This is a genomic window from Thalassococcus sp. (assembly GCF_982780845.1).
In genome coordinates, this window is record NZ_CEYADA010000002.1 from 232700 (window position 1) to 257583 (window position 24884).

13 protein-coding genes are annotated in these 24884 nt (G+C 59.7%); 11 read left to right on the top strand and 2 right to left on the bottom strand.

The window, feature by feature from the left end; genetic code table 11:
- The first annotated feature begins 20 nt into the window (after positions 1 to 20).
- The 4 genes from AC4FIA_RS03340 (at position 21) to AC4FIA_RS03355 (ending at position 5873) form a co-directional block, all read left to right on the top strand.
- On the top strand, positions 21 to 1016 hold the full coding sequence (locus AC4FIA_RS03340; RefSeq protein ID WP_490364708.1) for a TRAP transporter substrate-binding protein: 996 nt from the start codon (positions 21 to 23) through the stop codon (positions 1014 to 1016).
- A 64-nt stretch (positions 1017 to 1080) separates the two neighbouring features.
- Entirely contained in the window at positions 1081 to 1560 is a 480-nt protein-coding gene (locus tag AC4FIA_RS03345; protein WP_490364709.1) for a TRAP transporter small permease, read from the top strand.
- Positions 1557 to 2852 carry a TRAP transporter large permease gene (locus AC4FIA_RS03350; protein WP_490364710.1) on the top strand — a complete coding sequence of 432 codons (1296 nt, stop codon included), beginning with the start codon at positions 1557 to 1559 and terminating at the stop codon, positions 2850 to 2852. Before AC4FIA_RS03345 ends, AC4FIA_RS03350 begins: the two co-directional genes overlap by 4 nt.
- Positions 2853 to 2984: 132 nt before the next feature.
- Positions 2985 to 5873 carry a calcium-binding protein gene (locus tag AC4FIA_RS03355; RefSeq protein ID WP_490364711.1) on the top strand — a complete coding sequence of 963 codons (2889 nt, stop codon included), beginning with the start codon at positions 2985 to 2987 and terminating at the stop codon, positions 5871 to 5873.
- Here AC4FIA_RS03355 and epsE read toward each other — a convergent pair.
- On the bottom strand, positions 5870 to 7126 hold the full coding sequence (gene epsE, locus AC4FIA_RS03360) for an exopolysaccharide biosynthesis GT4 family glycosyltransferase EpsE (RefSeq protein WP_490364712.1): 1257 nt from the start codon (positions 7124 to 7126) through the stop codon (positions 5870 to 5872). The genes AC4FIA_RS03355 and epsE overlap by 4 nt on opposite strands.
- A gap of 176 nt (positions 7127 to 7302) precedes the next feature.
- Between epsE and AC4FIA_RS03365 the strand changes: the two genes are divergently transcribed.
- The 7 genes from AC4FIA_RS03365 (at position 7303) to AC4FIA_RS03395 (ending at position 23814) form a co-directional block, all read left to right on the top strand.
- The gene (locus AC4FIA_RS03365) at positions 7303 to 8148 is read left to right on the top strand and encodes a glycosyltransferase family 2 protein (protein ID WP_490364713.1); all 846 of its coding nucleotides are present in this window, start codon (positions 7303 to 7305) and stop codon (positions 8146 to 8148) included.
- Entirely contained in the window at positions 8148 to 9506 is a 1359-nt protein-coding gene (locus AC4FIA_RS03370; RefSeq protein WP_490364714.1) for an oligosaccharide flippase family protein, read from the top strand. Before AC4FIA_RS03365 ends, AC4FIA_RS03370 begins: the two co-directional genes overlap by 1 nt.
- Positions 9507 to 9693: 187 nt before the next feature.
- Complete coding sequence (locus AC4FIA_RS03375) at positions 9694 to 16155, top strand: type I polyketide synthase (RefSeq protein WP_490364715.1); 6462 nt, start codon at positions 9694 to 9696, stop codon at positions 16153 to 16155.
- 6 nt (positions 16156 to 16161) lie between these two features.
- Entirely contained in the window at positions 16162 to 17169 is a 1008-nt protein-coding gene (locus tag AC4FIA_RS03380; RefSeq protein WP_490364716.1) for a glycosyltransferase, read from the top strand.
- Positions 17170 to 17172: 3 nt separating this feature from the next.
- Positions 17173 to 21657, top strand: a complete 4485-nt coding sequence (locus tag AC4FIA_RS03385) for a MupA/Atu3671 family FMN-dependent luciferase-like monooxygenase (protein WP_490364717.1) — start codon at positions 17173 to 17175, stop codon at positions 21655 to 21657.
- 3 nt (positions 21658 to 21660) lie between these two features.
- Positions 21661 to 22332, top strand: coding sequence for a 4'-phosphopantetheinyl transferase family protein (locus AC4FIA_RS03390; RefSeq protein ID WP_490364718.1), 672 nt, complete (start codon positions 21661 to 21663; stop codon positions 22330 to 22332).
- Positions 22333 to 22497: 165 nt separating this feature from the next.
- Positions 22498 to 23814, top strand: a complete 1317-nt coding sequence (locus AC4FIA_RS03395; RefSeq protein WP_490364719.1) for a GumC family protein — start codon at positions 22498 to 22500, stop codon at positions 23812 to 23814.
- A gap of 4 nt (positions 23815 to 23818) precedes the next feature.
- On the opposite strand, the gene AC4FIA_RS03400 is transcribed toward AC4FIA_RS03395, so the two are convergent.
- Positions 23819 to 24871 (bottom strand): CpsD/CapB family tyrosine-protein kinase, encoded by a 1053-nt coding sequence (locus AC4FIA_RS03400; RefSeq protein ID WP_490364720.1) that lies wholly within the window; start codon positions 24869 to 24871, stop codon positions 23819 to 23821.
- Positions 24872 to 24884 lie beyond the last annotated feature (13 nt).

Sequence of the window (24884 nt, forward strand, 5' to 3'; positions counted from 1 at the left end):
GATTTAGGGAGGAACTACAAATGATCAGAACAACTGCACTTGTCGCACTTTGCCTGTCTGCCTTGCCCGCGTGGGCGGCAGAGTTCAATCTCAGCTATGCCTCGCCCTACACCGAGGCACACCCCTATGGTGCCGCCGACGCGGAATGGATCGCACGGATCGAAGAACAATCTGGCGGGCGTGTCGATATCACCCCGTATTGGGGGCGCACCCTGATTACGTCACGTGAAGGCGTTGATGAGCTGTCTGCGGGTGTTGCCGACATGGCCTATATTGCGCCGATCTACGCGCGGTCCGGCTATGATATGAACCGCCTCGTGCCGGGGATGTTCTATGGCTACACCGACCCTGAAAAGGTCCTGAGCGTCTATATGGACCTTGTGGAAGGAAACCCTGTTTTCAACGAAGAACTGGGTGGTGTGCATGTGGTGGGCTACAATGTTGGTACGCCGATGCATGTTCTTTTGCGCGAAGGTCCGGTCGAGTCGCTGGATGATCTGAAAGGTCTGCGTATCCGTTCCGCGGTTGATTTCATCGGTCCGCTTGCGGCCTTTGGCGCAGAAGGTGTGACAATGCCGATGACCGAAACCTATCCTGCTTTGGAAAAGGGTGTGGTTGATGGTGTGATTGCACCCTACGAGGCGCTGAAGTCCCTGAGTTTTGCCGAAGTGGTCGGCTATTATTCCGAACTGCCCCATTCGCGCGGTGCCTATCCATCGCGGGGTATCAACGGCGCGGTCTGGGCGGGTCTGCCTGCCGATATCCAGCAGATCTTTGACGACAACACCGAATGGCTGAGCAAGCGGACGCTTGAACTTGCCCAAGTGGCCGAAGATGCCGGCCGTGCCTATGGCGTCGAGCAGGGCGTGAAATTCAACGCCGTCGCGCCCGATGTTGTCGCCGCCTATTCCGAGGCCTTCGCCCCCGCGATCCAAAAGGTGGCAGAAGACCTTGATGGCATGGGTAAGCCGGGGTCCGAAGTGCTGGGCCGCATTTGCGCAGCCTACGGGAACTGAACGGTAGGCAGGGGGCGCGGTGGTGCGCCCCCTGATACGCAATCCGGGTGCTGATATGAGACTGATGGAAAAAACACTGGGATGGCTGGTGCGATTGGCCGCTGGACTGGGCGTAGCGTCCCTTGTGGCGCTTATGGTGCTGACAGTTGTGACCGTGGTCTTCAGGGCGATCGGTATCGCCTTTCCGGGTACCTATGTTCTGGCGGAACTGCTGCTGATTCCGACGGTCACCTGCGCCCTTGCCTTTGCTGCATGGGATGGATCGCACACCAAGGTTGAATTGCTGGTTCAGACGTTTTCAAGCCGTGTTAGTGAATGGTCACAGGGGGCGATGTTGCTTTTGGGAACGGTGTTCTGGGGCTTTGTTCTATACGCCGGTGTGGAAGAGGCCCTGAGACGGGGCAAGCAGGGCGAAACCACCCCGCTTCTGGATATTCCGGTAGCGCCGTTTCGCTGGCTGATGGTCGCGGCCATCGCCCTGATGATTGCCGTGTGCCTGTTGCGCGCAGCACAGCACCTTGCCCGTCAGGAGCCCCGCAAATGACGCCTGTTTTCGCCGGAGTGATCGGTATCTGTGCAATGTTTTTGTGCATCGCATTCGGAATGCCCATCGGCTTTGCCATGGGTTTGGTGGGGGTCATCGGCTTCGGCCTTCTGATCAGCTTTCACGCAGCCTTCATCAAGGTCGGCGTGATCGCCTTTGATCTGGCCACCAACTATGCCATCGGCACTGTCCCGTTGTTCTTGTTAATGGCGCATGTGTTGTTTGCGTCGGGCATCGGTAAGGACCTTTACGACTTTGCGGCGCGTATGTTGGGCCATCGCAGGGGTGGTCTGGCGATGGCTACGGTCGGGGCGTCTGCAGGTTTTGCGTCGGTCAACGCATCTTCCCTTGCGACCACGGCAACGATGGGCCTTGTGGCGCTGCCGGAAATGCGGCGGCACGGCTATTCGCTGTCGCTGGCATCCGGATCGGTGGCCGCCGGCGGCACGATCGGCAGCCTGATCCCGCCATCCGGCATGTTTATTATCTACGGTATCCTGACCGAAACCTCGATCGGGGACATGTTCGCAGCAGGGATCATCCCCGGTGTTCTGCTCGCGCTGTTTTACATGGCGGTCATCGCCATTCGCTGCAAAATCTCGCCCGACGCCGGACCGGCAGGGCCGCGCTATGGATGGCGCGACCGTTGGCATGGGTTTCGCCGAACTGGTGATGTGATCGTTCTGTTCAGCTTTGTAATGGGCGGGATCATCTGGGGTTGGTTCACCCCCACAGAGGCAGGCGCAATGGGGGCGTTCGGTGCGCTGGTCATCGCGGGGATGCGTGGCAAGCTGACGATTAAGGCTCTGTGGGATGCGGTTTATGATACGTTGCGCACCACAGGCATGATCTTTGGCATCCTGTTTGGCGCGCTGGTGTTCAACGCCTTCGTCACCGTCACCACCATTCCGCTGAACCTTGTCACTTGGGTTAGTGCTGTTGATCTTCCGCCACTGGCGGTGCTGCTGATCATTCTGGTGCTCTACCTGTTTCTGGGCATGATCCTTGATGCGTCGGCGATGATGACGCTGACTGTCCCGCTGTTCTTTCCGTTGATCACGGGGCTTGGATATGACGCCGTTTTGTTTGGTGTGCTGGTCGTTCGGATGACCGAAATCGCCCTGATCACACCGCCCGTTGGCATGAACGTCTATGTGCTAAGCGGCGTGGCGCGGGACATTCCGTTGACCACGATTTTCCGTGGCACGACGCCCTTTGTCGTGGCGGATCTGATCCATGTGGCGCTGTTGCTGGCAGTGCCTGCCTTGGTTCTGTGGCTGCCATCCCTGTGATGCGCGCAAAAAGGGCACAGGCCGGTTTCCGTTAAAAACACGGTGAGTTTTCTGTCTACACCATTGCTGCGCCTTGGGGCGGGGGCATATGGTGCGCTGTGACAAGTGACAGTTTAACCGAGGAAACCACCTATGCTTAGGGCGTTGGCCGCTGGCCTTAGCTTGCTGACATGCTGTCTGGCGACAATGACCGCCGCACAAGAGGCACGCCATCTGAACCTCTACGCATTCGGCAATTCCCTTGTGAATCATCCTGATGGTGGCGAACTGACGAACGTTCCGGTCTGGCTGGATGCTTTGGCCAAGGCTGATGGTTCGACGGTTGCTGTCGAAGGGCACTGGGGTTTTCTGCCTGAATTTCCGTCGCAGCTGCCGCCCAATCCTGAATGGTCGTTTCCCACGGTCCAGCGCGTTGGGTCAGGGAACCCTGATGATTACGACGTGGTGCTGATCACACCGACGAACTTTATCCAGTATCAAAGCCACACCAAGGCGTTTGATGGCTATAACCCCAACAACACCTCGCCCCTTGGCGCGACGCTGTCTGTGGTTGATTGGGTGGCCGAACGCGCGCCTAATATCACCTATTACATCTACGAAGGCTGGGCCGATATGGACGGCGTCATTCGGCGCTTTCCGCCCAATGAACGCTTCCTGCAAAAGTACCACGACTTTAATCGCGGGGCCTATCAGGATTGGTATGTCGACTACATCGCCGACTTGAAGTCCGAACGCCCCGATGCCGACATCCGCCGCCTGCCCATCGCGCCCATTTTATCCGAGGTCATGTCGTCCGCCCCATTGTCCGACTTGCCGGCAGAGGCGTTCTATTCCGACGATGCACCGCATGGCACGCCCGACACCTATCTGTTAGCCGCGATGGTGACATATGGGACCCTGTACCAGCGTCCTTTGCCACAAACAGTTGAGGGCTTGGATAAGGTGAACCCCGTTGTGGCTGGTGCCTATCCGGCCATTGCTGAACAGATTTGGTCGCTGGTCCAGCCGTATCTTACGGTCAAAAAGGCCGCGTTGGAAAATATCCAGCCTGCCGCGGATTACGTCCTTCCGCCGCGCGGCGCGCGTCCGATTGGAGAGCCTGCCATGGGCATCGGGCTGAACGGCATTGCCGATTGGTCCACGCAGCACCCCTTTATTGATGTGATGAAGACCGCCCGCCAGTGGGTTGGGCATACATCCAGCCAATGGGGCGCGATCAGCATTGATGAGCTGCGTGCAGGGGGCTTTCTGGATGAAAACGGCTGGCCGCTTCGCCTGCCGGACAATGCCAAGACGCTTGAGGCGTTGATCCTGACCGACCAGCCCGAAGACGCCCTTCATCTGCGCGGCAGCTATGTTCTGCGGTACGAAGGCAAGGGCGAAATCAAGGTCACAGGCCGCGCCCGTCGCGCTGTTTATGAGGACGGTGAAATCCGTTTCTTTTTTGAACCGGGCGAAGGGTTCGTCGGCATTGCCATTGCCGCCACCGATCCTGACGATCCGATCCGCAATATCTCGGTCGTGCATGAAAACCACCTGCTGCTGCACGAGGCCGGCGCGCTGTTCAATCCCGACTGGCTGGCGCGGATCAGTACCGTTCGGTCGATCCGTTTCATGGACTGGATGTTCACCAATGACTCGCCCGTGGTGTCGTGGGACGACCGCCCCCGTGTGACCGATTACAGCTATACCGCTTGGGGCGTGCCGATCCCTGTTATGGTGGAACTGGCCAACCAGATCGGCGCCGATCCATGGTTCAACATGCCCCATCTGGCGGATGACGATTACGTCCGCGCATTTGCCGAAGAAGTGCGGGATACGCTGGACCCGCGCCTGAAGGCCCATGTCGAATATTCGAACGAGATGTGGAACTTCATCTTTTCCCAGACCAACTATGCCGCCGCACAGGCCGAAGCCCGCTGGGGCAAAAGCAGTGATGGCTGGATGCAGTTCTATGGCATGCGCGCGGCTCAGGTGATGGATATCTGGACCGATGTGTTCGGGGATGAAACCGAAGACCGCCTTGTTCGCGTCTTTGCTACACACACCGGCTGGCCGGGGCTTGAGGAATCCGCCCTGATGTCGCCCTTGGGGTTCCTTGAACTGGGCCATCTGCCGCGCGACAGTTTCGATGCCTACGCGGTGACCGGATATTTCGGCCATGAAATCGGCGGGGATGAACAGGGCCGCGAAATGCGCGCTATCCTGAAGGAAGCCGCTGATAAAGCCGAAGAGCGCGGGCGTGCCCAAGGGCTGCGCCGTGTCGCGCTGCGCGAGTTCATGAAGATCGAGCAATACAAGGATGCCTTCGATCCGGTTGCGGCGCTGTTGTCGAACGGGTCGGTGCGCACCTTGGTCGAGGAAATCTTTCCTCACCACGCCCGCGCCGCCGAGGCCGCTGGATTGGACCTGATTATGTACGAAGGCGGCAGCCACGTCGCGGCGCAGATGGACCGCGTTGATGACGAAGCGCTGACCACCTTTTTCGAACAGTTCAACTACAGCCCCCAGATGGCGCGGCTGTACATGCAACTAATTGATGGCTGGAATGCAGCGGGCGGTCGTATGTTCAACGCTTTTGTTGACGTCGCTGCGCCGTCCAAATGGGGCAGTTGGGGTGGCTTGCGGCATCTGGACGATGCCAACCCACGTTGGGATGTGTTGATGGCGCACAACGCCGGTGGGCCCGTGGATTGGGAAACCCGCGATCCGGCAGCCTTCGAAGACGGGGTGCTGCGTGCAGGAAGCACCGGCAATGACGTGATGGACGGCACCGCCGAGGAAGACATTCTGTTGGGCGGGCCGGGCGATGACGTTCTGTTTTCCCTCGGTGGATCGGACAAGCTGCACGGTGGTGCCGGTCAGGACCGCGCTGTGTTTCCGGGCAATAAGGCCGACTACAGTATCGAAAAAGACGGTGAAGTCGTGACTGTTTCGCGCGGCTATCAGGTATCGCGCCTGACGATGATCGAGGAACTGGTTTTCGCCGATGATCCCGAAACGGTGGTGCCGGTCAATTAAGCTTCGGCTGTTTCCGGCGTCGTGTCTTCTTCGGCTGATGTATCCGTCACGCTGTCCGGATCAATCATGCGCACGATCGTCTGGGCGCCCAGTTCCGAGCTGAAGTTCTCAACCACATGCGCACGTCCAGCCGTGCTAAGCCGCATGGCCAGTTCGGGGTTGCCTGCGAAATCGCGCAGCACGCGGGCCAGAACGCTGGGGTTCTTGGGCGGCACCAGAATGCCGTTCTTTCCATCGTCGATCAGTTCGGACACGCCGCCCGCATCGGTGCCGAATGTGGGCACTCCGCAGGCCATCGCCTCCATATAGGCAACGCCAAGGGGTTCGTGCCAGCTGGCCAGAACAAAGGCGTGCGCCTCAAGCAGTTTCTGACGCACCAGACCCGCATCAATCGCGCCCAGAAGTTTGACGTGATCCTGCAAGCGCAGCTGTTTCAGATGCGCCTCAAGCTCGGCCCGATACCCCGTGCCGCCGGCATCATCTTCGCCCGCGATTTCAAGCCGGACGTCCACGCCCATATCCAACAGTTGCCGGACAGACGACATCAGATCCTGATGGCCTTTCACAACGTTCAGCCGCCCGCAGGAAAACAGGCGCATCGGCTGGCCGTGTTCCACAGGTTTATAGGGCGTTTCGCGCTTCATCACAGATGTGTCGACCCCCATCGGGCGGATTTCGATGCGCTCGGGCAGGGCATCGCCCAGTTCCTCAAGCGCCTCATCCATCAGCTTTTGGGTGATGATCGTGCCAAAGGCCGCGTTGGACCATTTGAAACGCTGACCCGATCCATAGTCCTGCAGCGGGCCGTGCAGAGTCAGCGAATAGGTAGGCCCGCCCATCTTGTGGCACAGCGCGGCGATGATCGCGGCGCGGCCACAGGAATGGACGTGGATGTGATCCAGCTTCTGCGCCTTGGCCTCGGCCAGCAATTTACTCGCGGCGGCCAGAACGATCAGAACGTCTTTGCCAAATCGCGGACCTTCCGATGCGATCCAGCCCATCAGGCCCTTGGGCAATAGACGGGCCAAAGCATTCACTGCATGGATCGGGTCGATGTGTCCCAGATAGGTCGTGCGTGCGATGGCGTCTTGGGACCAGTCATGCGCGATCAGGCCCTGCGGCGGGTGGCGTGTCGACAATAGCGATACGGAATGGCCCATCGCTTCCAGCGCGATGACTTCGCGCCAGAAAAAGATATGTGTCTGCCCCGGGAACTGGGGCACGAGATATCCGATCCGAAGGGGACGGGGCACACTCAACCTATCGAAAAATTGGCAACGTTGGCAGAACTTGGAATGACTGTTTAATAGTTTTCATTCTTTGGCCATAGTTGGGTGCAAAGGCATCTTTTCAGGTGTGGCTGAAATCCCGCAGATTTCGCCGTGTGAGTGAGTGTTCCGCTGGTAGGCGTATCAAAGGCGACCATTGAATGGGCGAAAGTGATGTTCAGGGGATAAGCGTTATTATTCCCGCGCATAATGAAACTGCCGTCATCGGACGCTGTTTGGCCTCTGTTCTGGCCTCTGATCCTGTTCCGTTTTTGCAGGTTGTCGTCGTGGCAAACGGATGCACGGACGATACTGCTCGTGTCGCGCAATCTTATGATGACCAGTTTGCAGAGAACGGTTGGGAGCTGGTTGTTCTGGGCCTGCCAGAAGGCGGCAAGCCTAACGCGCTGAATGCCGGTGATGCGGCTGCTCGGTTTGGGGCGCGGGTCTATCTGGATGCGGATGTGACGCTATCGAAAACGGTTCTGCCCGAACTGGCTGGGTTGCTGTCGGTGGATGAACCGACATACGCCAGCGGGCGCTTGAATATCGTCGCACCGGATAATTTCGCCAGCCGCGCCTATGCCCGGATCTGGCGCAAGGTGCCGTTCATGGCGCAGGGCGTTCCGGGGTGCGGGCTGTTTGCAGTGAACACGGCTGGGCGTGCGCGCTGGGGGGCGTTCCCGAATATCATTTCCGACGACACTTTTGTGCGCCTGAAATTTTCGGCGGGTGAACGCGTCAGCACAAAGGGTAGCTACGACTGGCCTGTCGTCTCGGGCCTGCGCAATCTGATCAAAGTGCGTGCGCGGCAGGATCGTGGTGTCGATGAGGTGCGGGCATTGTATCCCGACTTGGTCAAAAACGAAGACACGCCTGCGACGGGTATCGGTGACAAACCAAAGCTGGCTTTGGCCGATCCTATCGGCTTTGCAACATACACCGGTGTCGCCTTGGCGGTCCGGTTTTTGCCCAAGGGTGATAGCGGATGGAGCCGCGGGCGATAATGGTGGGCGTGTTTAAGAAATTTGGTGGTGGTTCGCTGGGCGCACGGGCAATGCGGTCGTCGTTCTGGACGACGGGAAGCTTTGTCAGCAGTCAGGTGATCCGGCTTCTATCGAACCTTGTTCTGACCCGCCTTCTGTTCCCAGAAGCCTTCGGGATGATGGCTTTGGTCACGGTCTTTATCCAAGGTTTGGCGAACTTTTCCGACGTCGGCGTGACGCCCGCTATTCTGCAAAGCAAACGGGGTGATGACCCTGATTTTCTGAACACTGCGTGGACGATACAGGTTTTCCGCGGTGTCGCGCTCTGGCTTGTGGCCTGTGCTATCGGCTTCCCCTTAGCGTGGTTTTACGACGAACCGATGCTGGCTCAGATCATGCCAGTTGCGGGCCTTGGCCTGTTGATCATCGGGTTCAAGCCGACACGGCTGGACACAGCTAACAGGCACCTGCTGTTGGGCCGTGTCGCCGCGATCGAGGTCGCCGTGCAGATCATCGGCGTGGTCTTTGCCATTGCATTGGCGTGGTGGCTGAAATCGGTCTGGGCCTTGGTGATCAGCGGGTTGCTTAGCCAGTTGGTGATGCTGGGTCTGGCGTTCGGGTTCCTTCCCGGACTGGTCAACACATTCCGCTGGGAAAAGGCGGCGCGGCATGAGTTGGTCAACTTCGGAAAATGGATTTTCCTGTCCACCGTCTGCGGATTTTTCTTTTTCCAAGCCGACAAAATACTGATCGGGAAATGGCTGCCGCTGGATGACTTCGGTGTCTACAACATCGGCTTTTTCCTAGCGACAGTGCCGATGATGCTGGGCAACGTGATGGTCGGCAAAGTGCTGATCCCGATCTATCGGGAAGCCCCACCCAAAGACAGCCCTGCCAACTTTGCCAAACTGCGCAAGATGCGGTTCGTGGTGACGGGGGCGTTGGTTGCAATGGTCGCGGCGGCATCGCTGTTGGGCGTCTGGGCCGTCGATCTGCTGTATGACCCCCGCTATGCGGCGGCGGGCGCCGTTGTGGTGGTGTTGGCGCTGATGCAGCTGCCGCAAATCATATCGCTAACCTACGATCAGGCCGCACTGGCCGCGGGCGACAGCAAACGGTTCTTCATCCTGTATCTGGCGCGCGCGATTTTCATGTTCGGCGCGGTTTTGGTCGGGTTGGAACTGGGTGGGCTGTTCGGCGCGATCATCGGGCAGGGCGTGGCCTATGCCATGATCTATCCCGTGGTGGTCTGGCTGTCGCGGCACACAGGCGCGTGGGACCCGCTGCATGATGCGGTCTTCGGTGTGCTGTCTGTTCTGATCTCGGCGCTGGCGCTGTGGGTCAATTGGGTGCCGGTGGCTGAGTTGATGGTCAAATAGCGGAATCACGCCGCGTTTTCCCCCTAAGAATCCGGGTAAGACCCGAATTAATATTAGGGAAATGCGATATAATGGGCGAAAATCATCCGATATTGTACGGGATATGAACGATATATCCCCTTGTCGCCGCATTTCGTCCAAATTTGCCACATAGGTTACGACGAGAGTGCCGCAGGACATTGTGAGTATGACGTTTGAAGATCAGCCGCAGAGTAGAAGCGGCAGCGATATTGCCATTGTCGGTATGGCCTCTCATTTGCCAGGGGCCGAGTCGATTGCAGCCTACTGGCGCAATTTGCGCAATGGCGTGTCCTCTATCCGGAAGCTGACCGAACAGGAACTGCTTGAGGCAGGGGAAGACAAAGGCCGTCTGCGTCATCGCAACTATGTCCCGTTTGCGGCACCTCTGGACGGGTTCGACCGTTTCGATGCGGAGTTCTTCGGATTCTCGCCGAAAGAGGCCGCGATCCTTGATCCCCAGCACCGCCGTTTTCTGGAAACCGCGTGGGAGGCGTTGGAAAATGCCGGTCACGTACCCGAAAACTTCCCCGGTCAGGTCGGCGTTTTCGCGGGCTGCGGCATGGGCAGCTATCTGTACTTCAACCTGTGTTCGAACCCCGATCTGGTGGAAAACACGGGCATGTTCCTGTTGCGGCACACAGGGAACGACAAGGATTTCTTAACAACGCGCCTTAGCCATGTGCTGGATCTGAAAGGCCCGTCGATCAATATCCAGACGGCGTGTTCCACGTCACTGGTCGCCACGCACTACGCATCGCAGGCGCTGTTGAACGGCGAATGCGATATGGCGATTGCGGGCGGTGTCACGATCGAGCTGCCGCAGAACCGAGGCTATCTGTACAAAGAAAACGAAATTCTGTCGCCGGACGGGCAATGCCACGCTTTTGACCACCGCGCGCAGGGCACTGTCTTTGGCTCGGGCACTGGTGTGGTTGTTCTGCGCCGCTTGGATGATGCGATTGCCGATGGCGATCATATCTGGGCGGTCATTCGCGGCACAGCGGTGAACAACGATGGCGCGGCCAAGGCGGGCTATCTGGCGCCTTCGGTCGACGGTCAGGCCGCCGCGATTTCCGAGGCGCTGGCAATTGCGGATGCGCCGGCGGACACCATCGATTACGTAGAATGCCACGGCACGGGCACCTATCTGGGCGACCCGATTGAGGTCGCGGCCCTGACACAGGCGTTCCGTGAAACCACCGATCAGGCGGGCTTCTGCCGGATCGGGTCGGTGAAAACCAACATCGGCCATCTGGACACGGCCGCTGGATCGGCCAGCCTGATCAAGACGGCGCTGGCGCTGTACAACAAACAGATGCCGCCGTCCTTGGGGTACGAGGCACCGAACCCCTCGATCGATTTCGAAACCTCGCCCTTCCGCGTGAATGACACGCTGACCGACTGGCGCGAAACGGATCACCCGCGTCGGGCTGGTGTGAATTCGCTGGGCGTTGGCGGGACCAATGCGCATGCGGTGTTGCAAGAGGCGCCCGCGCGCGCCGCGTCTGAAGACAGCGTGTTCCCGTTCCAGATCCTGACGATCTCGGGCCGGAACAAGGCCGCATTGGATGAAAACACCCAACGTCTGGCGGCGCATCTGCGGGCGCAGCCGGACCAGCCGCTCGCCGACATTGCCTTTACCCTGAAAGAAGGACGCCGCGCCTTTGATCGCCGCCGTGTCGTGGTGGCGTCCAGCCATGCCGAGGCCGCCGACCTGCTGGAACAGGACAACCCGCGCCGCGTGCACAGCCACACCGCGCTGTCCAATCCTGACGTCGCTTTCATGTTCCCCGGTGGCGGGGCGCAATACGCTGGCATGGCGCGGGATTTGTACGAAACAGAGCCTGTTTTCGCCGAGTGGATGGATCGCGGTCTGGCCAAACTGGACACGCTGACCGACGAAGACCCCCGCGCTGTCTGGCTGCCTGAAAAGGGTGGCGAAGAGGCCGCGAATGAAAAACTGCTGACGCCGTCTGTACAGCTGCCCCTGATCCTGATCGTCGAGGTCGCGCTGGCCAAGCTTTGGGAAAGCTGGGGTGTGCATCCTGCCGCGCTGGCAGGTCATTCTATGGGCGAAAACACCGCCGCTTGTGTGGCTGGTATCATGTCGTTCGAGGACTGCATCGGCCTTGTCCATCTGCGTGGCAAACTGTTCGACACAGTGCCCGCTGGGGGCATGTTGTCGGTCAATCTGCCTGCCGCGCAACTGGGGGCCTATCTGGGTGATGACCTTGATCTGGGGGCTGTAAATGCGCCTGATCTGTCTGTCGCCTCTGGCCCGCAGCACGCCTTGGACACGCTGGAAAAACGCCTGACCGCTGATGGTGTCGAATACCAGCGCATTGCCATCGACATTGCCGCGCATAGCCGCATGTTAGAACCTATTCTGGGCGATTTCCGCGCCTATCTGCAAAGCATTGAACTTCACCCGCCGCAAATCCCGCTGACGTCCAATCGCACGGGCGACTGGATGACGGATGAACAGGCGACCTCGCCTGATTATTGGGTCGAACACCTGCGCAATACAGTCCATTTCGCCGATTGCGCCGCGACGCTGGCCGAGGAACAAAACCGCGTTCTGATCGAGGTTGGACCGGGTCGTGCGCTGTCATCGTTGTCGCGGATGCATGGCGCGATGCCTGCGCAACAAATCCTGTCGTCGCTCCGCCATCCTGATGATGACATCGCGGATGATCGTTTCTTCTTTGAGGTGCTCGGACGCTTCTGGGCGCTGGGTGTGGATGTGGATTGGGAACAGGTCTGGGCCGATGTGCCGCGCCAGCGCGTGCCGCTGCCGACCTATGCCTTCCAACGTAGCCAGTATTTCATCGAACCGGGTCAGGCGCAGGCAACCACCGCGCCGGAATTCCTGTCACGGATCGAGGATATTCAGGATTGGGGCTGGGCCCCTGTCTGGCGTCCCCGCGCGGCCGAGGTTGAGGTCGATGTCACCACCGATCTGAACCGGTCCGAGCCGCAGACATGGCTGATGTTCATGGATGACGGTGGCATTGCCTCGACAGCGGCCGCATCGCTGCGCGGTGCTGGTCACACGGTGGTTGAGGTGCGCGTCGGCGATCTGTTTGCGCGCGTGTCTGATGACCGATACTCACTTGCGCCCGAACGGGGCCGCGAAGGGTATGATCTGCTGATCAAAGACCTGCTTGCGAACGGTGTCGTGCCGAACCGCATCGCGCATTTCTGGTTGCTGACACAGGACGAAGGGCACCGCCCGGGATCCAGTTTCACGCATCGCCAGCAGGAACATGGCTTCTATTCTCTGCTGTTCCTCGCACAGGCGATTTCGGACGAAAACCTGCCTCGGCCTATGCATATGACGGTCATCACCAACGGTGCCGCCAAGGTGCGGGACGAGGCGCTGACTTATCCCAAGAAGGCCACCATCGCCGGGCCCGCGCGTGTGATTCCGCGTGAACTACAGGGTGTGACGGTCAGCACCTTTGATGTCGTGCTGCCGGTTGCCGAAGATGTGCCTTTCTGGAAATCGGGTGGCGAGGCCACGCGGGTTGAGACCGCGAAAGGCGCGCTGGTCGACCGTGTGCTGGAAGAGTTGCTGATTGCACCGTCCAACCGCATCGCCGCGTTGCGGGGGGCCAAGCGGTTTGAGCGCGCGATGCTGCCGCGCAAACTGCCAAAAACAGGCTCTATTACAGCTGAAACCGTGCTGATTACGGGGGGCTTTGGTGGCATCGGTCTTAGCCTTGCGCGGGATTTGGCGACCAAGGGGGCCAATCTGGTTCTGGTCGCACGTGAAGGCCTGCCAGACCGTCAGACATGGGCGCAATACCTGCGCCGTCACGCCCCGCAAGATCGCGTGGCACAGCGCATCCGTGCGGTCGAGGAATTGGAGGGTCTGGGCGCGACCGTCATGGTGGCCGAGGCTGACGTGTGTAATCAGGCCGCGATGCAGCGCGCCAAGGACGCCGCCGAGGAACAATTCGGTCGTATCACGGGCGTGATTCACGGCGCTGGCGTCATTGCGGATGCGCCGCTTGTGACCAAGACATCGTCCAGCATCGAAGACGTGTTCACCGCCAAGCTGCACGGCACCGACGTGTTGGGGCAGGTCTTTCCCGACGGCGCGTGCGACTGGATGGTGCTGTTCTCGTCTTCGTCCACCGTGACCGCACCCGTGGGTCAGGTCGATTATGTAGCGGCCAACGAATACCTGAATGCCTTTGCGCAGTCCCGCGCAGGCGGCAGGACGCGGGTTCAGGCGCTGAACTGGGGCATCTGGTCCGAGGTCGGCATGGCCGCCGATGCAGTCGCTGCGCGCTTGGGGGCCGAGGTTGAGGTGCCGGTCGAGGACGTCGCGCAGCCGATGCTGGATAAGGCGACATTCGATCAGGATGGGAACCGGATCTTCACCGCGGAATATTCGCTGGACGACTGGTTCATTGACGAACACCGCACCCGTGCGGGCGATGCGCTGTTGCCTGGTACGGGCTACCTGACACTTGCCGCCCACGCGATGGCCGCGCAGGGCGAAGGACACAGTTTCGAACTGCGTGATCTGACTTTCCTTCGGCCATTGACCGTGACCGAAAGCGACCCGCGCCAGATGAAGCTGCGCCTGAAGCGTGATGATGCGGGCTATGGGTTCGAGGTATTGGGCAACGCCAAGGTTGGCAAAAAATCCGGCCATGCGCTGTGTGCGCAAGGTCAGATTGCCTTGCGTCCCCTGCCGCCGGTTCAACCACTTGACCTGAAGGCGATCCGTGCGCGGTGTGGTGCGGTTCAGCAGGCCTCAGACGGTGGCAAGCTGGGCACAGGTCAGGGCGAACATCTGGATTTCGGCCCGCGCTGGCAGGTGCTGGATACCAAGGCCTTTGGCAAGGACGAAGCGATCGCGGATCTGTCCCTGCCAATCGCGGCACAGGATGATACAGGCTATCTGCTGCATCCTGCCTTGCTGGATATCGCGACCGGCTGGGCGATGGAGTTGATCGATGGTTATGCGCCCCAGAACCTGTGGGTGCCGGTGTCTTACGGTCGGGTTCGTGTCTATGGGCCGTTGTCATCGCAGATCGTCAGTTGGATGCGCAACGCTGGTGAAAACCGCGCGGGCGGCGAAAGCGCGAGCTTCAATATTACGCTGACCGATCCTGACGGAACGGTGCTGGTCGAGATCGAGAATTTCAACATCCGCAAGCTGGACAGCACCACGCGCCTTGGTGCGCCGCAAAAGCTGTCTGAGGCTGAAATAGAGACTGATATCAAGAAAGGGCATCACCCGCTATCCCCTGCCGAAGAACGCCTGAACCACAACCTGTCCCAAGGCATTCGACCCGAAGAAGGCGTCAGCGCCTTTGCGCGGGTTCTGGCGCTGGGCGATCCGCAGATCGTTGTGTCGTCAATGGATCTGGATGCGCTGACCCGTCAGGCTGATCATGTCGAGTCCAGCGGCCCGAGCCAGAGCTTTGATCGCCCCGAACTGGAAGGCGACTATGCCGCGCCGGAAACGGATATCGAACGCACCCTTGCCGGTTTCTGGGAAGAACTGCTGGGCGTACGGAACGTGGGCATCGACGATGGGTTCTTTGACCTTGGCGGGCATTCCCTGATCGCGGTGCGTCTGTTTGCTATGGTCAAGAAAGCCTATCGCACCGAATTCCCGATCTCGATCCTGTTCGAGGCACCCACCATCCGCGCCTGCGCCGCGTTGATTGCCGAACGTGTGGGTGACACGGGGCAGGCGGGCGATACGTCGGATAAGCCGAAAACCAAACAGCCCGAACGCCGCTTCCGCCATCTGGTGGCGATGCACGATGGCGAAGGTGGATCGAAGACGCCCTTCTTCCTTGTGGCTGGCATGTTCGGCAACGTCCTGAACCTGCGCCATCTTGCGCACCTGTTGGGGAATGAGCGCCGCTTCTACGGCCTTCAGGCGCGCGGGCTTTATGGCGATGAAGAGCCGCATCAAACGATCACCGAAGCCGCGCGTGATTACATCGCTGAACTGAAGCAAGTGCAGCCGGAAGGGCCCTATCTGCTGGGCGGCTTCTCGGGTGGTGGGATCACGGCCTATGAAATGGCCCATCAGCTTGAGGCGATGGGAGACGAGGTTGCGCTGGTCGTTTTGCTGGATACGCCGCTACCCCAGCGCCGTCCGCTGGAATGGAAAGACCGGATGCTGATCCAGATCGCGGAGCTGCGCAAAAAGGGCGTCGCTTATCCGTTTATCTGGGCCAAGAACCGCATCGCATGGGAAATCGGCAAACGACGTGAATTCGAGGCGACCGAAGAAACTGGCGCCTTCCACGATGCCGAGATCGAAGCATCGTTCCTGTCGGCCGTCGCGACCTACCAGATGAAGCCGCGCGATGGCCGTATGGTTCTGTTCCGTCCGCCACTGCGCGGCAAATGGTCTGTGTCCAACGGGCGGTTTGTCGATGATGAACGGGCTTACTTGTTCCACGACAATGACTGGGGTCAGTACACGCCACAGATCGAGGTCTGCGAAGTACCGGGCGATCACGACTCGATGGTGCTTGAGCCCAACGTGCGGGTTCTGGGGGCCGAAATGCGCAGGGTGATCAAACTGGCCGAAGCGTCTGATGCAGGCCATGGCACTGTGTTGCCATTTGCCTCGCAGGCGGCGGAGTGATCAGCCATGACGACGCCGACCGTTCTGACCATCATCCTGAACTGGCGCAGCGCGCAGATGACGCTGGGCGCTGCGATAGCCGCCGCCTATGCGATGGAAAATCTGAAGGGCGAGATTCTGATCGTGGACAACGATTCAGGTGACGGTTCCGAAGAGCAGTTGAAGCAATGGATCGCCGAGGCCGATTGGAAAGACATCTGCCCTGTGCGCGTCATCCAGTCCGGTCACAATGGCGGGTTCGGCTTTGGTAACAACGTCGGCATCAAAGCTGGGCTGAGTGACGGGTCGCGGCCCGATTACGTCTATATTCTGAACTCGGATGCCTTCCCCGAAAAGGGTGCGATCTGTGCGCTTGTTCGGCATCTGGAAAACCACCCCGAGGTGGGCTTTGCTGGATCGGAAATTCACGGGTCGGAAATGGATCGGCAACTGACCGCTTTCCGCTTTCCAACCATCTTCTCGGAATTCGAAGGTGCGGCGCGCACCGGTCCGATCTCGCGTCTGCTTTCTGCCTATACAGTGCCTATTTTCGGGTTGGAACAGACTGGGCCAGTTGAATGGATCGCAGGTTGTTCCCTGATGATGCGTGACAAGGTTTTGCAACAGGTCGGCCTGTTTGATGAGACGTACTTTCTGTATTTTGAGGAAACCGATTTGTGCGCCCGTGTGCAAGGTGCTGGCTGGGGCGTGGACCATGTTGCCGAAAGCAAGGTGATGCACATCGGGTCGCAATCCACTGGCATGGGTAGCTGGAAACGCATCCCCGACTACTGGCTGGACAGCCGCTGGTATTACTTCGTGAAACATCACGGGCGCGCCTATGCCATCGGCGCGACGGTGGCCCATGTTTTGGGCGGCCTAATCTGGCGTTTGCGTCGTTTGGTGACAGGCAAAGCCCCGATCGACCCGCCCCGTTTCTTGTCCGATTTGCTGCGGCATGCCCTTGGGCACATCGCCGCGCCGCTGCCCCCGTCCAAGGTGCCGGCCATCCCCAATGACTCAGTGAGGTCCTAGACCATGTTTTCCTGTATTCTGATCGGTAACGATACGCTGACCCAGCATTGTGGGGCGAAACTGCTGGCGGCGGGGCATAACGTGGTGGCCGTCTTTACGCGCGCTGATGGGGTCGCGGATTGGGCGCGCGACCATGGCCTGCCGGTGCAACCCCTGACACGTGATGCGGCGCAGCAATTGGCGGGGCAGCCGTTTGACTGGCTTCTGAGCGTTGCGAACCTCGATATCATTCCCGACGACCTTTTGGCGCTTCCCAAGCGCGGGGCGGTCAATTTCCACGATGGGCCACTGCCGCGCCATGCCGGTCTGAACGCCCCTGTCTGGGCGTTGATTGAAGGTGAAAAGCAGCACGGGATCACGTGGCATTTCATCGAGGGTGGCATTGATGAGGGCGACATCATCGTCGCGCGCAACGTGGCCGTGTCCGCCAGCGATACGGCGCTGAGCCTGAACACCAGCTGCTTTGCCGCAGCAATGGAAAGCTTTTACGAAGTGATGGAGGAACTGTCCTCGGATGCGCCCCGTCGGGTGAAGCAGAACCTCGCCCTGCGCAGCTATCACGCTTTGGCGGATCGTCCGGCGTCGAACGGTTGGTTAGACCTGTCACGCCCCGCTGCCGAGTTGGAACGTTTGGTGCGTGCTTTGGACCACGGCGACTACTGGAACCCGCTCTGTGTGCCGAAACTTTGTATCGGCGGTATCTTTTACGCGGTCGGTTCGGTCGCCGTTGTTGATGGCAGAGGTGACGCTGGTCAGGTTCTGTCTGCATCCTCCGAAACGCTGACCGTGGCCTGCGGAACGGATGCGCTGCGGATCAGTGGCCTGCGCCGTCTGGATGGTGCAACCATTCAGCCCGAAAGCATCGCCAAGGCTGGCGATACATTGGACGCATTCGCACAAATCGACCTGCCGGATATCGCCAAAAACGATGCCTACTGGCGTCGTGCCCTGGGCAAAGCGCCCTTTGTCCGCGTTCCCGGTCTGCTACCCGATACAGGCCGTACTCAGACCCTGATCCTGAATGATGTGAACGATCCAATGGCTGCGGTCGGTCGTTTGGTGGCGACACTGGGCGGCGGTTTGGTGGCGTTCCAGCACAGTGACATTCCAACCGGTCAGGGCCTGTTGTCGCCTTGGGTTCCGGTTCAGATAGCTGACGACTTTAGTCATCAAAAACAGGCTCTGTCACAGCGCAAAACCTTTGCCTTGGACCTGATGCTGCGCGACCCTGCGCTGGCCGACATGGGCCTTCCGGATATTGCGGTGTCGGATAATGCAGGTGCGGTTGCGGGTATTCCCCTGACCATCGAAATGACCGGCGACAAGACCGTTCTTCATTACGACAGCGGCCGCATCCCCGAGCTTTACGCAAATGCCATTGCAGCACGTCTTCAGGCCGATGATGATGCACTGACCGAAATCGAACGCGATCTGGTGCTGAACGGCTGGAACGACACGGCTACCGACTTCACCGATCAACCGATGCATCGTCTGTTCGAAGCACAGGTCGCCAAGACACCCGATGCCACCGTGCTGGTGTTCGAGGATCAGAGCCTGACCTACGCCGATCTGAACGCCGCTGCGAACCGTTTGGCGCGCGTCTTGGTCGATATAGGCGTTACGCGCGACACGGTCGTGGGCCTCTGCTGCCGTCGGTCTTTTGACCTGATGGTGGGTGCTTTGGCGATCCTGAAGGCTGGTGGTGCCTATCTGCCGATGGACCCGACCTATCCCGCCGACCGCCTACGCCATTTCGTGTCTGACAGTGGCGCCAAGGTCGTGCTGACCCAGTCCGATCTTCTGGCGCAACTGCCCGATCACGATGCCGAGGTTCTGGCGATCGACACTGATCCGCGTGCAGCCCAGCAGGACGGCACCAATCTGGGTGACACCAGCGGTCCGGATGATCTGGCCTATCTGATCTACACCTCGGGTTCGACCGGCCTGCCCAAAGGCGTGATGATTGAACATCGAAATGTCGCGAACTTCTATTGCGGGATGGATGCGGTGGTGCCCGATCACGGCGGCACGTGGCTGGCCGTTACATCGCTTAGCTTCGACATCTCGGTGCTTGAACTGTTCTACACCACCGCCCGCGGGTTCCGCGTTGTGATCGCGTCTGACGAAGACCGCGCGATGATTTCCGGCGGTGCGCTGGGCAATGACGGCGGGATGGAGTTTTCGCTGTATTACTGGGGCAACGACGACGGGCGCACCCATCACAAATACGACCTTCTTCTGGAGGGTGCCAAGTTCGGGGACGAACACGGCTTCTGCGCGGTCTGGACGCCGGAACGCCACTTCCACGCCTTTGGCGGGCCCTATCCGAACCCTTCGGTCACAGGTGCGGCTGTTGCGGCGGTGACCAAGAATATCGGCGTGCGTGCCGGTAGCTGCGTCGCGCCCCTACACCACCCAGCGCGTATTGCTGAAGAATGGGCGGTGATCGACAACCTAACCGACGGACGCGCGGGCCTGGCCATTGCCAGTGGGTGGCAGCCGGACGACTTTGTGCTGCGCCCCGAAAACACGCCGCCCAACAACAAGCCCGCGATGTTTGAAACCATCGACACTTTGCGCAAGCTGTGGGCGGGCGAACCTGTGCCCTTCCCGCGCAAGGACGGCACCATGCACGAGGTCGTCACGCAGCCGCGCCCCGTGTCAGCCAAGCTGCCGGTTTGGGTCACGACCGCAGGCAACCCCGAGACATGGCGCGAAGCGGGCACCATCGGTGCCAACGTTCTGACCCACCTTCTGGGCCAAAGCGTGGATGAGGTCGCGGATAAGATCAAACTCTACCATCAGGCGCTGAAAGACGCGGGCCACGATCCCAAGGATCACAAGATCACCCTGATGCTGCACACCTTCCTTGCCGACACGCGGGAAGAGGCGCAGGAGATCGCGCGCGAGCCGATGAAGGATTACCTGCGCTCGGCTGCCGGTCTGATCAAGCAATACGCTTGGGCCTTCCCTGCGTTCAAAAAGCCCGAAGGGGCGAAGAACGCGTTCGATCTTGATCTGGGGTCGCTGGAACAGGACGAGCTGGAAGGCATTCTGGACTTCGCCTTTGAACGCTACTTCAACGACTCGGGCCTGTTCGGCACGGTGGACGATGCGATGGACCGCGTGCGTGACCTGCAAAAAATCGGCGTGACCGAGGTCGCCTGCCTGATCGATTACGGCATTCCGACTGACACGGTTCTGGCGGGCTTGCGGCCCTTGGCCAAGGTGGTGGCACAAAGCAAAACGGTCAGCGGTCCTGCGGCAGACGACTTCTCGCTCGCGGCGCAGATCGTGCGCCATGACGTGACACATCTGCAATGCACGCCGTCGATGATGCGGATGATTTCCATGAACGACGAGGCACGCTTTGCCCTGTCACGGGTCAAGCATCTGTTCCTCGGGGGCGAGGCGCTGCCCGGTGCGTTGGTTGCCGATCTGGCCAAGGCGACGGATGCGACAGTCACCAACATGTACGGACCGACCGAAACGACGATCTGGTCGTCGACCCAAGCAGCGGGCGGAACCGAGGCCGTGGTCAACGTCGGCCTGCCCATCGCCAACACCCAGCTTTACGTTTTGGACGACGCGCAGAACCCTGTCGGTATCGGCGCCGAGGGCGAATTGTGGATCGGCGGTACGGGTGTCACACGCGGTTATTGGAACCGCGCGGAACTGACAGCCGAGCGGTTCGTCGAAAACCCGTTCCACGGTGGTCGGATGTACCGCACAGGCGATCTGGTGCGCCGTCGTGGCGATGGCCGGATCGAATTCATTGGCCGTGTGGATCATCAAGTGAAGCTGCGCGGCTTCCGGATCGAACTGGGCGAGATTGAAGCGCGGCTTGAGGCCGTGAAAGGCGTGCGTCAGGCGGTTGTCATGGCGCGCGAGGATCAGCCAGGTGATCTGCGTCTGGTGGGTTACTACACAGGTTCTGAACAGGCGGAAAACGTGCTGAATACCAAGCTGTCCGAGGATCTGCCCAGCTTTATGGTGCCCAGCCGGTTTGTGAACCTGTCGGCCTTCCCGCTGACACCCAACAAAAAGGTCGATCGCGGTGCGCTGCCTGCACCAGAACAGAAGCGGAAGGCACCGGCGAAACCGGCCTCGCGCCCTGCGCCTGTTGCCGCCAAAGGGCAAGGCGACACCGTCCGTATCACCGCACAGATCGCCGCCATCTGGAGCGAGATTTTAGGCGTGGATCAGATCGACCCGCGCGACAGCTTCTTTGACCTTGGCGGGCATTCGTTGCTGGCGGTTCAGGCGCATCGCGCGATCCGTGACGGGTTGAAGGTACCCAAGCTTGCGATTACGGACATCTTCCGCGCGCCGACCCTGTCTGCGCTTGCGGCGCGGGTGGCAGAACTGTCGCCAACAACTGCGCCCGAGCCCGCTGCTCAGGATACCCCTGCGGAAAACAACCGTGCGCAGTCGCGCCGGGATGCAATGGCGCGACGTCGTGAAATGCGCGCGCGCCGGAAGGTATAAGTTATGTCCATCTGTGATCTGGAACAGCACCTGTCCTTGATCGACTTTCCGGGTCGATTGAAGGTCTCTGTTGCTGATCCGGGGGCGGTTCACCCGCCGTTGCACCCTGTGGAAGAGGCCGCTGTTCTGCGTGCCGTGTCCGGTCGCCGCGCCGAATTTGCCGCTGGCCGAGTCGCCGCACGTATGGCCTTGGCGCAAATGGGGCTGCCCGGTGTGTCCATCCCGATGGCCGAAGACCGCGCGCCAGTCTGGCCTGCGGGCACCGTCGGCAGCATCAGCCACACCGGTACCGCCTGCATCGCGATCACCGGCGATGCCGAGGATTACGCAGGGCTGGGTATCGATCTTGAGGATGCGGGTAGTCTGGACATCAGTCTGCGGCGCGAAATCGGCACCAAGAAAGAGCTGGACCAGATTTCCGATGATCACGGCGTCGCAGCTACTCGTTTGTTTTCATTGAAAGAAGCTGCCTACAAGGCGCAGTACAATCTTAGCCGGACCGTGTTCGGCTTTGGCGCGCTTGAACTGACGGATGGGGGCAAATGCCTACGTTTCGCACGCCCAGTTCCGCCCTTCAAGAAAGGTGATTGCCTGCCTGTCTTGCAATGGAACGTCGGCGATATGTGGCTGTCTTTGTGCGCGCTCAGCGCGTCATTTCTACACGTAAAGTCCTGAGAAAACGAAGGTTTTGGAAATGCACTGTTTCCGATTCCGCCCGTTTGGATTGTGGCTTTTAGGGGGCCGTTCCGATAGATTGTGGCGTGAAGATGGCGAAATCTCTTCAGATAGGGATTCGCAACTTCCGAACGCAATGGGGGCGACTTTGCGGGAGCATAGTGGATGAACCAGTTTCAAAGCCTCGGGGAATTCCTCGCGGCAATTCGCCGTCGTACTTGGGTGATTATTCCCATTTTCGTGCTGGGCTGCCTTGCGGCTGCCATGTTCGCGAAATCCCAGCCTAAACTGTATCAGGCTATCTCTGTCATCCAGATTCAGGATGCGCGGATCGAAGAGCCGGTGCGCATTGGCATGCCCGTCCGCCAACAACGCGATCCCGCCCGTCAGGTGCGGTTGATCGAACAGCAGATGATGGCCCGCGATAACCTGATCGAGATCATGGATCGCTATGATCTGTTCATGGATCCCAACCTGTCGGTAATCGAACGCGTTTTCGAAATGCGCCAGTCCGTTCTGGTAGAACAAATCCGCGCAGGCGCGCAGCCGTGGCAGACAGATATTCCGCCGTCGGGTCTTCGGATTACGGTGCAGCTGGGTGATCCTGAAAAGGCCGCTGCCGTTGCCAACGATCTGATGACATCCGTGATCGAACAGGCCCGTGAACAGGGTCTGGCGCAGGCCCGCGATGCGCTTAGCTTCTTTGACGCTGAACAGGGCCGTCTCAGCACAGATATCGATAAGGCTGCTGCGGAAATTTCGGCGTTTAAATCCGCCAATACGGATGCACTTCCTACGGCCCAGACAGCCCTGCGTGATCAATTGGCGACGCTGGAAGACACCAAGCTGGAACTCGATCAGGAAATTGTGACGCTGCAAAACAGTACCGGCCGTCAGCGCGAAGGTGTCGTTGAGCAGCAGGTCGCACTGTTGATCCAGCAGCGCAACGTTGTCGAAACCCGTATTTCCGAGATCGAAGAGGCGATGGCCCGTTCCCCCGAGGTCGAGCGCCGTCTGGACGCATTGGAACGTGATCTTGCCCAATTGCAGGAACAGTACACCATCGTCACACAGCGCCGTTCGGATGCGCAGATGGAACAGATGTTGGAAGCTCAGCAGCAGTCCGCACGTATGGATGTGCTAGAAGCCGCCATGGTCCCCGAGGCACCCATTTCCACCAGCGCGTTGAAAATCATGGTCGCCGGTATTTTGGGGTCCGGCATGCTGGCGCTGGGTGTGGCCTTTGTTCTGGAACTGCTGAACCCCGCGATCCGCACTGCGGCCCAGCTTGAACGCGCACTGGGTGTCAAACCCGTGGTGTCCATTCCGGTGATCACTACAAAACGCGACGATCGGAACAACCGTTGGAAATGGGTTGGACGCATCTTTGCGCTTTTGCTCGGGTTGGGCGCAGCGATTGTCTATGTGTTCGGGCCGGAAGGCTTGCTGGGTCGGATCCTCCCGATGCGGGCAGGCAACTGATCCGTCAGAAGTATTCATAATTCGCGCTGTGCACGCCTTCGGCCTTGTTCAGGACGATGCCCAGTAGCGGCGTCGCTTCGCCCAGACGGCTTTCGACCTCTTGGATTTCTGCCTGCGTGGTGACACCGCCACCCACGACCAGCAAAACGCCGTCTAGATGCGGTTGCAGCGCCAGAACGTCGTCTGAAAACAGGGCGGGTGGCAGATCAAACAGGATGACGTCCGGATTCAGCCGTTCTTCAAGATCGTCCAGTGCGGCCCCTGTGCGGGGATCAAGCAGCAGTTCCGAGGCATAGGATTCGGCGGAATCGTTCAATCCGAACGCAATGTTCTGACCCGCATGTAGCGTGTTCGGGCCCAACCGTTTGATGTGGTCCTGCGGGTCTTTGGTACCTCGAAGCATCTCGCCGATCGATCCGGGGTTCTGAACGCCCAGCACTTTGGCAAGTGACGGGCGGCGCATGTCGAAATCCAATAGCAGCGTTCGGCAATTTTCCTGACGCGACAGGCTCAGCGCCAGATTGGCCGCTGTGAATGTCTTGCCACAACCTTGCGTGGGCGAGGTGATGGCAACGCGCTTCCAGCCCTTTTCCGACAGCGCTTGAAGCAAACGGGTGCGCAGCACGTCGAATGTCGTGTGCGCGCCGTCTTTGCGCGTGCCTGTGATGATGCGATGGCGATCCAGCGTCGCGGCATCCGGCGAAACGGTTCCCAAACTGTCCCAATCGCTCAGCGTAGGGGCGTCGGGAACGTATTCGGGTTCGGGTTGGGCAGCCTGAGCGGCTGCAGCTTGTTCAGCTTCGGCCTGACGCTGATCCTCGGCTTTTCGTTCTTCTTCGACGCGGCGCAGTTGTTCGGCCAGACGTTGACGCTCGGCCTCTTCCTCAGCGGCGCGTGCTTTGGCGGCAGCGGCGGCCTCTTCGGCCTGGCGTGCCCTGATCTCGGCTTGCTTACGTTCTGTATCGTCGATTTGCGGCGCAGGAACGGCTGGCTCGATCTCGGGGAGGGATTGAGCACCAGCGCGTTTTTTGCGTGTAAATTTAGGGCGTTGGGTCATGGCAACACCTTTA